Origin of the sequence: Paucisalibacillus globulus (assembly GCF_900184735.1) — a bacterium.
Taxonomy (GTDB): domain Bacteria; phylum Bacillota; class Bacilli; order Bacillales; family Amphibacillaceae; genus Ornithinibacillus; species Ornithinibacillus globulus_B.
Genome location: NZ_LT855386.1, coordinates 353,338 through 367,735, shown reverse-complemented (window position 1 = coordinate 367,735; position 14,398 = coordinate 353,338). Strand labels below are relative to the sequence as shown.

Below are 14,398 nucleotides of genomic sequence, written 5' to 3'. Positions count from 1 at the left end.
CTCTTTTCTAACCTCTATTTTGATCCCAATAAATAATTCCTCTCTTTAACATTTTTTCTATACGGAAAGAAGGTGCTTTTTTGAAATTAATTATTGCAGAGAAGCCATCTGTTGCAAAGAATATTGCTGATGCACTTGGCATTAAAGGCAAAAAAGATGGTTACTTTGAAGGAAATCAGTATGTTATAACCTGGGCTTTTGGACACTTATTACAATTATTTGATGCAAAAGATTATGATACCAAAATGGCAAGATGGAAAATGGATAATTTCCCATTCATCCCAGAGAAGTTTGAGTATAAAGTAAAAAGTAATCCTAAAAACAGACAATGGGCAGATCAAGGTGCTAAGAAGCAACTAACAATTATACATAGTTTGATGAAGCGGGTAGATATTGATGGTATCATCTCAGCATGTGACTATGATCGGGAAGGTCAGTTGATTGGTGATAGTATTATTTATAAAGCTAGGCCAACTAAACCTGTTTACCGGTTGTTGTTAAATGAATGGACTAGAGATGAAGTACTTAGAGGACTTGATTCATTAAAGCTAAATGATGAATTACGGCACCTGCAAGATGCGGGAGTTAGTAGACAATGGGCAGACTGGGTAATCGGTATCAATTTAACCTCAGTTGCAACATTGAAATATCAAAAAGGAAAGGGAAAGGCATTAAACATTGGTCGTGTACTACTCCCTACTTTAAAGATTATTTATGATCGAGATAAAGAGATTGAAAGTTTTGTTCCGGAAGACTTTTTCAAGCTCACGGCAACTTTTATGACAAGTAAAAGTGAAACATATGAAGGGACATATGTAGTGGGGAAAGAAGAAAAATTTAAGAAAAAGGATATCCTAGTAAAAGTTGAAGAGCTTATTCAACAGAAAGAAGCAGTTATTCTCGATAAGAAAGTTGAAAAGAAAAAAGAATTTCCACCGTTTCTTTTTAATCTATCAAACTTACAAGGATTTATTACTAGTAAGTATAAGGGATGGACTTCCGATAAGGTTCTTAAGGTTGCTCAATCGTTATACGAAAAGAAATTTATCACATATCCAAGAACCTCAAGTACCGCACTAGAGGAAAGCTTAGTGGGTAAAACAGCGAAAGTGTTAACTACACTTTCGGCAGATTTACCGTATAAAGATGAAATTAAATTTATGAAAACGAAGCGTGTGTTTAACAATGCAAAAGTAGAAAGTCACAGTGCAATTATCCCAACCTATATGAAGCCTAGCCGTTTAACAGCAGACGAGCAAATTGTCTATACAGCCATCAAAAATCGCTTTATTGCCCAATTTATGCCGATTGCAGAGTATGAAGAAACTCGACTTAAGACGAAGGTTTTGCATGTAGACCTAGAAGGAATATTTGAGTCCAAAGGGAAAGTACAACTAGTGGAAGGCTGGAAAAAGGTAGAAAGAATCTCCTCAAAGGACAAGTTACTTCCAGTTGTTCAACAAGATGAAAAAGTCACTGTAGATACATCAGAGGTATCAACCCATGTCACTCAACCCCCAAAACCACATACTGAGAAGACACTACTTCGAGTGATGGAGACGTGTGGAAGGAGTATTAAGGAAGAGGATGAAGAGTTAGTTGGAAACATATTGACTGGGTTTAGTATTGGAACACCTGCAACAAGAGCGGAAACAATAAAGAAACTAAAAGACGTCGGTTATATTTCTGCAAATGGTAAAAATTTGGTTACTACCGAATTGGGTAGGAGATTAGTCGATACATTCCCAGTTAAATCTCTTTTTGATCTGGAATTTACCGGTCGTCTGGAAAAAACACTTTCTGATATTCAAAAGGGAACAGTTAAGAAAAACATATTTCTTGATACGATCTTTAGATTTACAACCGAATCAGTTGATATAATTAAGAAAGATAAAGAGATTATCATTCATGAAATAACGGGTAGCTCAAAGAAACCATCTAACGAAGTACTAGGAACATGCCCAAATTGTGGTGGGAAGATTGTTGAGGGGAGAAAAGGTTTTGGTTGTAGTAATTGGAAAAAAGGTTGCAAGTTTGTAATCTGGAAAAATGATAAGTATTTATCAGCTTTAAAGAAAAGACCTACAAAAACCATGGTAAAAAGTTTACTTAAGAATAAAAAGGCGTATGTAAAGGGTTTAACTAGTAAACAAGGGAAGAAATTCAACGCCTATTTAAGTTATGATAAAAATCCGCAAAATGAGTACTATTCATGGAATATGGAGTTTGAAAAGTAAAAGAAGCTGGGATTCATTTAAAATGACATCCCAGCTTTTTCTTTTAATCTAGTAGATAATAAATACTATTTTTCGTTAGATAGTTTTAATACATCAAATACTTTGAAAAGTAGACTGAGTAAAATTCCTATAACAGTTGCTAATCCCATACCTGAAAGTCCAACCTCACCAATTTGTACAGTTGCACCACTAATACCAATGACTAAAATGACACAAGTTAAAATCAGGTTTTGGGACTTACTATAGTCAACTTTGGCTTCTACTAGCATTCTAATCCCACTAGCAGCAATGATTCCAAATAATAGTAAGGAAATTCCGCCAAGTACTGCTGGTGGAACTGAAGTGATAAGTGCTGCAAGCTTACCTACAAATGATAGAAGTACAGAGATAACGGCAGCTCCACCAATAATCCATGTGGAATAAACTCTTGTTATTGCTAGTACACCAATGTTCTCTCCATAAGTTGTATTTGGTGTAGAACCTACAAAACTAGAAAGTATTGTGGAAATACCATTACCCATTAGGGAACGATCAAGTCCAGGGTCTTTTGCTAAATCCTTCTTAACAATGTTAGACGTTACAAAAAGGTGCCCAATATGTTCTGGAATAAGTACTAATGCAGCTGGAACGATAATAAGAATTGCAGACCAATCAAATTGCATGGTGTAGAATGTTGGTACTTGAATCCAAGCTGCCTCTTTAACTGGTTCAAAATCTACTAATCCAAAGAAATACGCGATAACATAACCTGCCACAAAACCAATAAGTATAGGGATAATTTTAAAGAACCCGCGGAATGTTACCCAACCAATAACCGTTATTCCTAATGTAAGAAGTGCCACAATCACTGTTGTTGGGTCCATTGTCCAAGAAGTATCTCCTGCATTTTGAGCAATTAACCCCGCATTCCTAGCGGCAACTGGTACTAATTCTAATCCAATAACAGCAACAATTGCTCCCATTGCTGCAGGTGGGAATAATACGTCAATCCATCCAGTACCTGCAAACTTTACTAACAGACCTACAAGGGTTAGAATGATTCCCACTGCAAGGAAGCCACCTAATGCATATCCATATCCGAATTGACTAATGACTAATCCAACTGGCGCGATAAATGCAAAACTAGATCCTAGATAAGCAGGAATTTTTCCTTTTGTAATAAATAGGTATAATAATGTTCCAATCCCATTCATTAATAGAATAGTAGCTGGGTTTACCCCAAAAATAATTGGTACTAATACAGTAGATCCAAACATTGCAAATAAGTGCTGGAAACTTAGTGGTAAGCTTTGTAAAAATGGTAAACGTTGATCTACTTGTATTTCATCATATTGTGCCATTAAAATTCTCTCCCTTAATAAATTGTTCATCAGTTACCAAGTAAGAGAAATAAAAAAGCACCTTGCCTAAAAAAGGACAAGGTGCTAAAAAGCATAAGAGTATAGAAATGGACAGACCATTTCTATGAATATATAAGACAGCCTTACTGCCTTACACACCTTGTCAGTCTCACAGGACTGAATTAAAGGTAACCGTATGAACTTAAATACATATTACACGGAATGAAGAATTATGTCAATCTACTTTTTTACTATGTATATAAAAGCAAACCTAAGAAAAAATATCCACATGAGATATATAACATTTATATTCACCATAATAGGAATATTACTTGTACCGAATTTAGTAAGTGCTGACCAGATGGTTACTGTTAAACTCAGGAACTATATTGGAAACACGCACGAATTAGACATCCGAATTGAAGGAGACTATTTTAGTCTAGACCCAACATTACATTTAAAAGAAGGAGTGAATTATACATTATCACTAAAGAAAGGAGAACTATATCTAAAAAACAAGGGTCAGAAGAAACAAAAAATAACTGGAGGATTAATCTTAGTCCCTCAAGTATATGACACAAACCATGTCGTCTTTATTAATGATAGACCATACTTAGGTGCGATGGAATTTATTGTTGAAGAAGATCATTCAATACGTCCGATAAACCAATTGCCGTTAGAGGATTATTTAAAAGGAGTTGTTCCGTTTGAAGTTTTCTCGTCATGGGGGCTCGAAACGTTAAAAGCGCAAACATTAGCAGCAAGAACCTATGCTGTATCTAAAATGGATCAGGTAATGGATGATACGATAAGCTACCAAGTTTATGGTGGCTATGAGTGGGATATCAATACGACAAAAGCTGTAGAAGAAACAAAGGGTGAAGTAATAACACATAATAACCGATTAGTTGAAACATTTTACTCAGCGAGTAATGGTGGTGTAACGGAAAATAATGCGAATGTTTGGGGGGGACAACCTTTAAATTATTTTCCTATTAAGGATGATCCATTTGATCCAACTCATCCATGGGAATTTTCATTACACGAAACACAAATTGACTATGAAAGCATTGATTTCAGCAATCCAAACTGGTGGGAAAATACGGCGGAAAGAGATAAGGACATTACCGATACCATCAAAAGTTGGTTAAATCGTAATGGGTATCCAGGTGACATTAAAATATTAACTGTACCTGAATTTGAACTAAAAGGAGATCAACTTGATTCGGGGAGAAGTGTTAGTGGTTCGATCAGTGTGACATTTATGAGACGTATTTTTGAAGGATTGGTTTTGTTTGAGCAAGTTCAATTAAAAGATATGAATTTAAACCGTATTCGTCCCATGATAGGGGGGACTATTTTTAAAAGTTATTTAATTGATTCCCTTCAGTTGAATAGTGGTGTATATACGATGAAGGGTAGAGGTTTTGGGCATGGAGTAGGGATGAGTCAATGGGGAGCACATTTTATGGGAGAACAGGGAAAGAATTATAGGGAGATTATTTCATTTTATTATCCAGGTACAACCATTATGGATATTTCATCCGAGACCTTACAACAGGTGAAGTAACACCTATATTTAAAGAGGCTGGGACAAAAGAGTTTTAGTTGATTAAAATCCGAACGAACATGAAAAGCGCATAGACCCGCTCCGGAAATATACTACGCTTTCCACGGGCGGCTGGTGAGCCTCCTCAGAGCTAAAGCTCTTCCGGGGTCCGGAAATATACTACGCTTTCCACGGGCGGCTGGTGAGCCTCCTCAGAGCTAAAGCTCTTCCGGGGTCTCACCGATGCCTATCCTCCCGTAGGAGTCTCCGTATATTTCCGGAGCTGATGTGGTGTATCGTTCAGGTTCTCAACTTATACTTTTAGTTATGTCCCAGCCTCTTTTTTATTACTTTCTTATAACAATGCGATTTACATAGTGGATGTTATTACTTGTTTTTAACATACAAATTAATATCATAAACATCTTTCATCTCTTTTTTAATGGCATCAACCTTTTCCTGTAGGTTCATATTTTTGGAATCATTAAGGTAATCGATAACTTCTTTTCGAACATTATTTAGCTTGTCTTTCTCTTTTTTAAGCTTTTTCTGGTAAAAATTATAATAGACAAATGAAAGTGATATTAAGCCAATAATAAATAAATAATAAGGATTTAATAGGATATTCGCAAATGTAGAAAATGGATCAGAAACATAACGTACATCGACAACATAGAGTATTGAAAAAAACGTGAGTAAAAGTAATAGTGCTACTATTAGAGAGTTATTTCGTAATCTCTCATATCGTTTCTTCTTTTTACTTTTTTTAATAACTTCCTTTAATTTGTTTATTGTTTCATCAGATAGATATTCCACAGTTTTTAAAGGCATAAACAATCCCCCCTACTAACCATACTTATGCTAGTCCAGTGATATTTAATCATCCATTTAGAAAAGAAGTTAGTATCGGATATTATCAAAAATTATGCATAATACTAAACTGTTTACCGTTTAAAGTTCGATCGCAAGTAATAGTGAAAAGGGTGAAATGACATTGAATAACAAGCCTCGGATTGTTGTGTTAGGTGCAGGCTATGCAGGCATGATGACAACAAAGAGACTCATAAAAAATCTCTCTCCAGAAGAAGCAGAAATAATATTAGTCAATAAACATAATTATCACTATCAAACTACATGGCTCCATGAATTAGCAGCGGGTACTATTAATCAAAATCAAGTTCGAATTATGATTCGAGATATAATTAATCCGAATAGAGTACGGTTGATCTATGATACGGTTGTTAAAATTGAAAAAGATGATAACAGGGTTATTCTAGAAAATAGCGAGTTGACTTATGATTACTTGGTGGTGTGTCTCGGTTATGAAACCAACACATTTGGAATAAAGGGTATGGATGAACATGCATTTTTTATTGAGGATTTTGATTCTTGTCGATTAATACGTGAACATATCGAATATCAATTTGCGAAATTCAATAATGATCCTAATGCGCATGAATCCAGTCTGAACATCTTGGTTGGAGGCGGTGGGTTTACTGGAATTGAATTTGTTGGGGAGCTTGTGGAGAAGGTTCCAAAGCTATGTAAAAAATATGATATAGATAGAGGGAAAGTGAAGATTGTTAATGTCGAGGCAGCACCGAGTATACTCCCTAACTTTGACAAAGATCTAGTAACCTATGCCAGAAAATCATTACAAGAACGTGGTGCTCATATCATGGAGGGCACTCGTATTCATGAGTGTACTGAAGAAGGGTTTATCGTTGGAGAAAATAATGAATTAATTAAGGCGGGTACTATTGTTTGGACAGGTGGTGTTACCGGTAGTTCCATATTAGGCAAGTCAGGTTTCGACTTAACTAAAGGAAAGGTAACAGTACATGGTGATTTGCGAGCGCCTGGATACAATAATATTTTTATACTAGGAGATTGTGCATGGGTAATGGATAAGCAAGCTAACCGCCCTTATCCGCCAACTGCTCAAGCCGCAATGCAACATGCAACAACTTGCGGGAATAATATAAGGGCCCTTATCCACAATGAACCATTAGAAGAATTTGTTTTTAGTGATAAAGGAACAGTTGCTAGTTTAGGCGTCACAGATGGAATGGGAGCTATTTTAGGTGATAAAAAGTTATATGGTAAGGCAGCTGCAACAATGAAAAAAGTAGTAGATGATCGATATTTATTTTTACTAGGTGGTCCAAAACTTTTATTGAAAAAAGGAAAAGTTCGTCCATTTTAACAGTTTTTTATCTAAATGAGGTGGTTTCATGAAAAAAATATGGAAATGGTTTTTAATTGGACTATCGGCCATGATTGGCTATATGGTCACTTGTCGTTCATTAGAAGATAAGCGGGATTTTAGATAATTTTCCCCACCTTGCTGCCTGTAGTGAGGTGGGGTTTGTTACATTAATTATGGTTTTTTTCAGATACTAAAGTCAGGAGGTGCAGACCATTAATGAAAAGGATAATAGTACTGATACTTTTAATTATTATTTTTACTGGAATGAATACTGCTGCGGAGAACCGATTGGTAATTTCGGATAATAATGTAAATGAAACACTTATACGAAGTGATTTTACATATCGTCATATAGATTCTATATTTCTTGATCGTGAAAAATTGTCCTTATTACTTGAACGACTTGAAGAACAAATATATAAAGAACCAGTTAATGCTACATTAGATGATTCTTGGAATATTGTTCCAGAAAAAGTAGGCTTATCGTTAGATCGCCGTAACTTTATACGTTTTTTTTATGAGTTTTTTTATAGTGATGTTTCGTTCGAAATGAAAGTGCCTAAAAAGCTAGTTTATCCTAGGGTGGATACTGAATTACTGACTGATATTAGTTCTAATGAAATCGGAAATTATCTTACCTACTTTCGTACTAGCAATCGAGAACGTTCTCATAATATTCAACTAGCTGCAGAGGCCATCAATAATCATGTGATTTTTCCAGGAGAAACGTTTTCCTTTAATGAGGTAGTAGGGAAGCGAACAGTTGAAAAAGGATATAAGAGAGCTCCTGTGATTGTAAAGGGGGAGTTATCTGAAGACATTGGTGGAGGTATATGCCAAGTTTCATCCACTCTATTTAATGCCGTTTCTATTGAAGGAATTGAGATAGTTGAGAGGTATTCTCATAGTCGTTCAGTACCGTATGTTCCACCAGGGAAGGATGCGACAGTAAGTTGGTGGGGGCCTGACTTCATTTTCAAGAACGAGTATAGCTATCCGATATTAATACGTGCAAAAGCTATTGATGGAAAAATGATTGTAAGAATTTTTACATCAGATTATGCAACAGTTAATCGAAAAAAGGACCATTCCTCCTAATTACACGGAGGAATGGTCCTTTTTATAAAGGTAAAACAGTTATCTAGTAAATCTTAATTTAACCTTGTTTATGAGCTTCTAATTCAATATTTATTTTTACTTCTTCTCCAACAAGTACTCCACCTGTTTCAAGTGCAGCGTTCCATACAAGACCGAAGTCTTTACGGTTTAGTTTTGTTGAGCCACTGAAACCTGCTACTTCATTTCCCCAAGGATCTTTACCGACACCTTCGACGGTTACATCAAATGTAACAGGTTTTGTAACTCCACGAAGAGAAAAATCACCTGTAACAGCATATTCGTCGTCTGATTTTCGTTTAATATTAGTTGCAACAAATGTCATTTTTGGATGATTTGAGATATCAAAGAAGTCGTTAGAACGTAAGTGATTATCGCGATCCTCATTTTGAGTATTAATACTATTTACATCAACAGAGAATTCAATTCTTGCATCTGTTAAGTCATCTGGATTAGCTTCGATTGTTGCATCAAAATTAGTGAACGATCCTCTAACTTTTGAAATCATCATGTGTTTTACAGTAAATTCTAATGCGCTATGGCTTTTGTCTACATTCCATACTGCTTTAGTCATCATAAATTCCTCCTGTTTGTTATTAAATTTCCTTAACTTACTTTACGTAACTAAGTATATATGCATAATAGTCGCAAGTCAAGTATCTTTAATTAATTTATTTTTAATTAATTTTAGTTTTGGTTTATGATTTTCTTTTGCCACCTTCTTAAGAAAATATTCGAATATAGTTATGAAGATTCATTCTTATGGACATTCGCCGTCACGAAATAGTTCAGGAATGAAAATAATAGTATATACCTATTAAAGGAGGTGGAAAAAAGTGGACAAAGGTACGGTCATTCGCACGTCCATACTTTTTTTGGCGTTAATTAACCAAATACTAGTTATCTTTGGAAAATCACCACTTCCAATAGATAGTGAGACATTAGAACAAGTTGTTGCTTCAATTTTTACAATAATTGTTGCACTAAATACTTGGTTTAAAAATAACTATATAACAAAGAGAGGAATTGCTCAGAGGGATGCATTACGAGATAAAGGTCTAATTAAAGTAAAGGAGAGAAAATCTAATGGCAAGACCAATCTTAATCATTGACCCGGGACATGGTGGTAGGGACCCGGGTGGTGGTACGAATCGTTATTGGAAAGAAAAGGATTTAGCATTAAAGATTTCGTTGTATCAATACAATCGATATAGAGATTTAGGGGTTCCAGTTGCAATTACAAGAACAACTGACAAATACCTTTCTCCCGATGAAAGAACAAGGATTGTTCGTGATAGCGGGGCGAAATATTGTCACTCCAATCACTTAAATGCCGGTGGTGGTGACGGAGCAGAAGTCATTCACTCTATTTATGACGGGAAAGCAATTGCTCAAAAAATTGCAGATGAATTAAGGAAAGCAGGTCAAAATATTAGACGTGTATTCACACGTACACTTCCAGGGAATTCTAGTTTGGATTATTATTTTATGATTAGAGAAACTGGAAATGTAGTGACTAATATAATCGAGTATGGATTTGCTGATTCACCAGGAGATGATATACAGCAACTGCGTAATAATCATCTCAAATATGCAGAAGCGGTTGTAAAAGCTTTTTGTGACTATGCTGGATACACGTACCGAACTCCATCAGGGGAGGAACAAGATGTCAATATACCGATAAATCCTGCGCCAGTACCAAGTAATCCAGGTGGTGGATCAAATGGGTCTACCGGACAGTACATCCATTTACCAGCTTCTGAGAATTCATGGCGTGTATACCCTGTTGATGTAGCTCCTGTGAAAGGTAATGAAAAAGGATTTCTGAATCCAGCTAAGTTCGGGGGACTAACCTATGAAATTCTTGGTCAGCCTCAAGCACATGTTTACATTATACAAACAAGTGATTTTGGTAGGGTGCAAATATACGGGCATCCAAGTACAGGTGCAGTTATTAATAGCAGTCCGGGCTCATCCACAACCAGCCCTTCAACTAACACTGACGAAAAGACAGAAAAACATTTACACTTATCAGCTAGTGAAAGCTCTTGGAGAGTGTACCCAATAGGGGTAGATCCAGTTAAAGGGAATGAGGTAGGTTTCTTAAATCCGAAGAAATTTGGTGGCCTAACGTACGAGATATTAGGTAGTACAGGAGCACATGTTTATATTATTGAAACTTCTGACTTTGGAAGAGTACAAATCTATGCAGGCCCTAATACTGCATCCACAATCTCTGATGAGGATAGACGTGCATCAAATAGTGACGTTAAAAATACTGGAGATCGGTATTTGCATTTACCTAAATCGGAGAGCTCATGGCGTGTATATCCATTAAATACTTCTCCGGTAAAGGGTAATGAAAAAGGTTTCCTAAATCCGAAGAAATTCGGAGGGCTATCGTATAAAATTCTTGGTACAACACAGGCACATGTGTATATAATTCAAACCGGTGATTTTGGCAAGGTCCAAATTTATGCTCACCCAAGCACAGGTGCAACTATTTCTAATAAGCAATAGTTAATAAGGATGTCTTACCTGGATTTAGGTAAGACATCCTTATTATTTGAAATATATTTATTTCGGAATAGAAATATTTCGATTTCCAAAATATTCTTAGTGAAAAATAATGCATATATTGGTAAAATACTAATTAATTATAATTTTAAAATGAGGAGAGATTTAATGCAACAGACTAGTGATTACAAGAAAACATGGGATTTAGATGTTATTTTCCCTGGGGGTAGTGAATCAAAGGAATTTCAGGATTATCTTAAAATAGTAGATGGTGAAATGGATGAATTATCCTCTCTTATTAACGGATATCATCCAGATGAAAATACAAATACCTTATTATTAGTTAACATTGTAAAGAAGCTTGAATCTACTATGAAAAAATTACGAGAATCCTTTGCATACATAAGTTGTTTAAGTGCACAAGATGTGAAAGATGCAGCAGCTAATTTATTAGTTGGAAAACGAAATGATTTAGCTGCAAAAATGGGTAGTATCCGTACTGCTTTCAATCAGAAGTTAATTTCTATTCCTGACAATACATGGACTGAAATATTAACTGCAGACGAATTGCAAGAGGTAGTTTTTGTACTTAATGAAACAAGAGAAGGAGCTAAGGAACTACTTCCTTCTGAGCAAGAGCTTATTATTAATGACTTGGCAGTGGATGGTTACAATGCCTGGGGGCAAATGTATCAAACAATAGTTGGTAATATGACAGTAGAAATTACCGAAGGGGAAGAGATTAAGTCCTTTTCAGTTGGGCAGGCAGCGAATAAATTAAGTAATCCAGACTCCAATTTCCGTAAACATGTTTTCAATCAAATGAGTAATGCATGGAATAATAATTCTGACCTGTTTGGACAAACCCTCAATCATTTGGCTGGTTTTCGATTGCAAAAATACAAGCATCGTGGTTGGGACGATGTCTTAAAAGAACCACTTAAGATTAACCGAATGAAAAAAGAAACGTTGGATGCAATGTGGAGCGCGATAACCGATAATAAGAAGCATTTCGTAAAGTATTTAAATAAAAAGGCAGACATACTCGGAAAAGAAAAATTAGCGATTTATGATATTGGTGCACCACTATCTAAAACCGTTAAAACAGTACCTTATTCAGAAGGTGCCAATTTTATTATCGATAATTTTAGGAAGTTCAGCCCGAAAATGTCGGAGTTTGCTCAGATGGCCTTCGAAAAGCAGTGGATTGAAGCAGAAGACCGTTCTGGTAAACGACCGGGTGGGTTCTGTACTAGCTTCCCAGATAGCCAACAAACTAGAGTGTTTATGACATACTCTGGGACATCATCTAATATATCTACACTTGCACACGAATTAGGACATGCATACCACCAACATGTTATGAATGACATGCATGGACTAAACCAGGGATATGCTATGAATGTTGCAGAAACAGCTTCCACTTTTGCAGAAATGATCGTTGCGGATGCAACGGTAAAGAGTGCTGAGTCTAAACAAGAGAAACTAGAGTTATTAGAAGATAAGATACAACGTAGTATAGCTTTCTTCATGAATATTCATGCCAGGTTCCTATTCGAAACTAGATTTTATGAGGAACGTAAACAAGGGATGGTTTCTGTTAATAGACTTAATGAATTGATGGTTGAAGCACAGAAAGAAGCATATTGTGACGCTCTTAGTGAGTATGATTCAACATTCTGGGCATCGAAGCTACATTTTCATATAACAGGTACACCTTTTTACAATTTCCCATACACATTTGGATATTTATTTAGTCTAGGAATCTATGCACATGCGCAAAATAGTAATAATAGTTTTGAGGATGACTATATAGCATTATTACGTGATACGGGTCGAATGAATGTGGAGGACCTAGCAATGAAGCACCTGAAAGTTGATCTAACAAAGCCTGATTTCTGGGAAAATGCAATTGCGCTTTGTGTAAAGGATGTTGAAGAGTTTATTTCTCTTTAAACTGGAATAATTGCCAAAAGTATAAACTTAAGCTACAATAACGGTAGCAAAAAAAGTGAAAAATAAGACCACAGGGGGAGCCTTTTGGCTGAGAGTGAACGAATTAGTTCAGACCCTTTGAACCTGTTAGTTAATACTAGCGTAGGGATGGTGGCTTTTATGATGGATATAGTATGCAATGTGAGCGGAATTCCCCATCAGGAAGCTTCCCCTTGGCATTGCTTTTTTTGTGTTTAAAAATCTTTTATTTGATTTTAGAATACATTCAGGGGAGGAATTTGGTGTGAACTCAAAACGAACATTGTTTCTAATTGAAGTAGCAATATTTACAGCTTTAGCATTAGTCTTAGACCTAGCTCCATTCTTATCATTTAAAGTATGGGCTCAAGGTGGTTCTATATCACTTGCTATGATACCGATATTCATCGTAGCATTTCGTTGGGGAATCAAAGGAGGACTATTATCCGGTTTCTTATGGGGAGTTCTACAAATAGCTGTTGGCCAGGCTTGGATTATGCATTGGTTACAAGGTGCAATTGATTATTTAGTAGCGTTTACTGTATTAGGCTTTGCTGGAATATTCGCAAGTAAGATCAAAAATGCATTAAAAGAAGGAAATACTAAGGCATATTTCTCTTATATTTTACTTGGTGTAATTATTGGATCTATTCTAAGGTTTGTTGCGCATTTTGTAGCTGGGATTGTATTTTTTGAATCAGCAATTGAAGGAATGAATGTTTGGATGTATTCATTCTTATATAATATCAGCTATATTGCTCCTTCTATTATTATTTGTACTGTTGCGGTATATTTCCTATTTCATAAACAACCAAGAACACTACTATCTGCAGCATAGTGAAAGCAATATAAAATTCTGCTCACAAGAGGCTGGGACAAAACTAGCCAGAAAGTAATAAAAAACTGGTTCTAAGCGATTGAAAATTGCTTGGAACCAGTTTTTTGAAATCATTTCCATTTCCTAAACTAGATTTACCCATTTTTGCGGTATACTTCCTCAAGTTTACCGCCATAAGCGCAAATCCTAATTCATTTATCACTTTCTCTTTTCCTCTAACAGACATTCGAGTGAAACCCAAATTAGCCTTCAGATATAGAAATAGAACACCTCTTATTAGATATAATCAGTATCGAAAGGAGAAGAAAAGAAAACACAAAACAATGCTTTTCATGTAGACAATTGGGAATACAATGAAGAGGATGATGCATTCATTTGTCCGAATGGAAAGAAATTATTATTCAGCCATGTGTCCCATCGAACCGACAAATACGGATTTAAACGCGAATTTAAAGTCTATGAATGCGAAGATTGTTCCGGATGCCCTTTACGCTCCATGTGTACAAAGGCGAAAGAGGGAAACAATCGAAAAGTATATCTCAATGAAAAGTGGGAATCTCAAAAAGAATACGTCAGGGAGAAGCTTTCAGACGAGAAAACTGGTGAAATTTACGGTAA

General features: G+C 35.8%; 11 protein-coding genes, 2 pseudogenes and 1 riboswitch. Of the genes and pseudogenes, 9 read left to right on the top strand and 4 right to left on the bottom strand.

The genetic code is table 11. From position 1 onward, the window contains the following. Nucleotides 1–80 precede the first annotated feature (80 nt). On the top strand, nt 81–2,237 hold the full coding sequence (locus tag BN999_RS03940; RefSeq protein ID WP_096270086.1) for a type IA DNA topoisomerase: 2,157 nt from the start codon (nt 81–83) through the stop codon (nt 2,235–2,237). 65 nt (nt 2,238–2,302) lie between these two features. Here the strand turns inward: BN999_RS03940 and uraA are convergent, their stop codons facing one another. Continuing rightward, complete coding sequence (gene uraA, locus BN999_RS03935; protein ID WP_096270085.1) at nt 2,303–3,577, bottom strand: uracil permease; 1,275 nt, start codon at nt 3,575–3,577, stop codon at nt 2,303–2,305. 289 nt (nt 3,578–3,866) lie between these two features. Here uraA and BN999_RS03930 point away from each other — a divergent pair, with 289 nt between their 5' ends. Further along, complete coding sequence (locus tag BN999_RS03930) at nt 3,867–5,147, top strand: SpoIID/LytB domain-containing protein (RefSeq protein WP_096270387.1); 1,281 nt, start codon at nt 3,867–3,869, stop codon at nt 5,145–5,147. Between the two features lie 366 nt (nt 5,148–5,513). Here BN999_RS03930 and BN999_RS03925 read toward each other — a convergent pair whose 3' ends face one another. After that, nucleotides 5,514–5,957 carry a DUF2663 family protein gene (locus tag BN999_RS03925; RefSeq protein ID WP_096270084.1) on the bottom strand — a complete coding sequence of 148 codons (444 nt, stop codon included), beginning with the start codon at nt 5,955–5,957 and terminating at the stop codon, nt 5,514–5,516. 157 nt (nt 5,958–6,114) lie between these two features. Between BN999_RS03925 and BN999_RS03920 the strand changes: the two genes are divergently transcribed. Further along, on the top strand, nt 6,115–7,332 hold the full coding sequence (locus BN999_RS03920) for an NAD(P)/FAD-dependent oxidoreductase (protein WP_096270083.1): 1,218 nt from the start codon (nt 6,115–6,117) through the stop codon (nt 7,330–7,332). Between the two features lie 219 nt (nt 7,333–7,551). Beyond that, on the top strand, nt 7,552–8,433 hold the full coding sequence (locus BN999_RS03915; RefSeq protein WP_096270082.1) for a VanW family protein: 882 nt from the start codon (nt 7,552–7,554) through the stop codon (nt 8,431–8,433). A gap of 58 nt (nt 8,434–8,491) precedes the next feature. On the opposite strand, the gene BN999_RS03910 is transcribed toward BN999_RS03915, so the two are convergent. Next, nucleotides 8,492–9,025, bottom strand: a complete 534-nt coding sequence (locus BN999_RS03910; RefSeq protein ID WP_096270081.1) for a YceI family protein — start codon at nt 9,023–9,025, stop codon at nt 8,492–8,494. 262 nt (nt 9,026–9,287) lie between these two features. Between BN999_RS03910 and BN999_RS03905 the strand changes: the two genes are divergently transcribed. The 4 genes from BN999_RS03905 to thiT all read left to right on the top strand — a co-directional run bounded on the left by BN999_RS03905 (nt 9,288) and on the right by thiT (nt 13,780). Next, on the top strand, nt 9,288–9,563 hold the full coding sequence (locus BN999_RS03905; protein WP_096270080.1) for a phage holin: 276 nt from the start codon (nt 9,288–9,290) through the stop codon (nt 9,561–9,563). Further along, the gene (locus BN999_RS03900; protein ID WP_096270079.1) at nt 9,538–10,971 is read left to right on the top strand and encodes an N-acetylmuramoyl-L-alanine amidase family protein; all 1,434 of its coding nucleotides are present in this window, start codon (nt 9,538–9,540) and stop codon (nt 10,969–10,971) included. Before BN999_RS03905 ends, BN999_RS03900 begins: the two co-directional genes overlap by 26 nt. Nucleotides 10,972–11,136: 165 nt before the next feature. Then, the gene (locus tag BN999_RS03895) at nt 11,137–12,924 is read left to right on the top strand and encodes a M3 family oligoendopeptidase (RefSeq protein ID WP_096270078.1); all 1,788 of its coding nucleotides are present in this window, start codon (nt 11,137–11,139) and stop codon (nt 12,922–12,924) included. A 63-nt stretch (nt 12,925–12,987) separates the two neighbouring features. Then, nucleotides 12,988–13,090: riboswitch (TPP riboswitch) on the top strand. 117 nt (nt 13,091–13,207) lie between these two features. After that, nucleotides 13,208–13,780 carry an energy-coupled thiamine transporter ThiT gene (gene thiT / locus BN999_RS03890; RefSeq protein WP_096270077.1) on the top strand — a complete coding sequence of 191 codons (573 nt, stop codon included), beginning with the start codon at nt 13,208–13,210 and terminating at the stop codon, nt 13,778–13,780. A gap of 43 nt (nt 13,781–13,823) precedes the next feature. Here thiT and BN999_RS20970 read toward each other — a convergent pair. Further along, nucleotides 13,824–14,045 (bottom strand): annotated as a pseudogene (locus BN999_RS20970) (IS5/IS1182 family transposase); the annotation flags it as partial. Here BN999_RS20970 and BN999_RS03880 point away from each other — a divergent pair. Beyond that, nucleotides 14,038–14,398, top strand: a pseudogene (locus BN999_RS03880) (transposase); the annotation flags it as partial. The pseudogenes BN999_RS20970 and BN999_RS03880 sit on opposite strands and share 8 nt — an antisense overlap.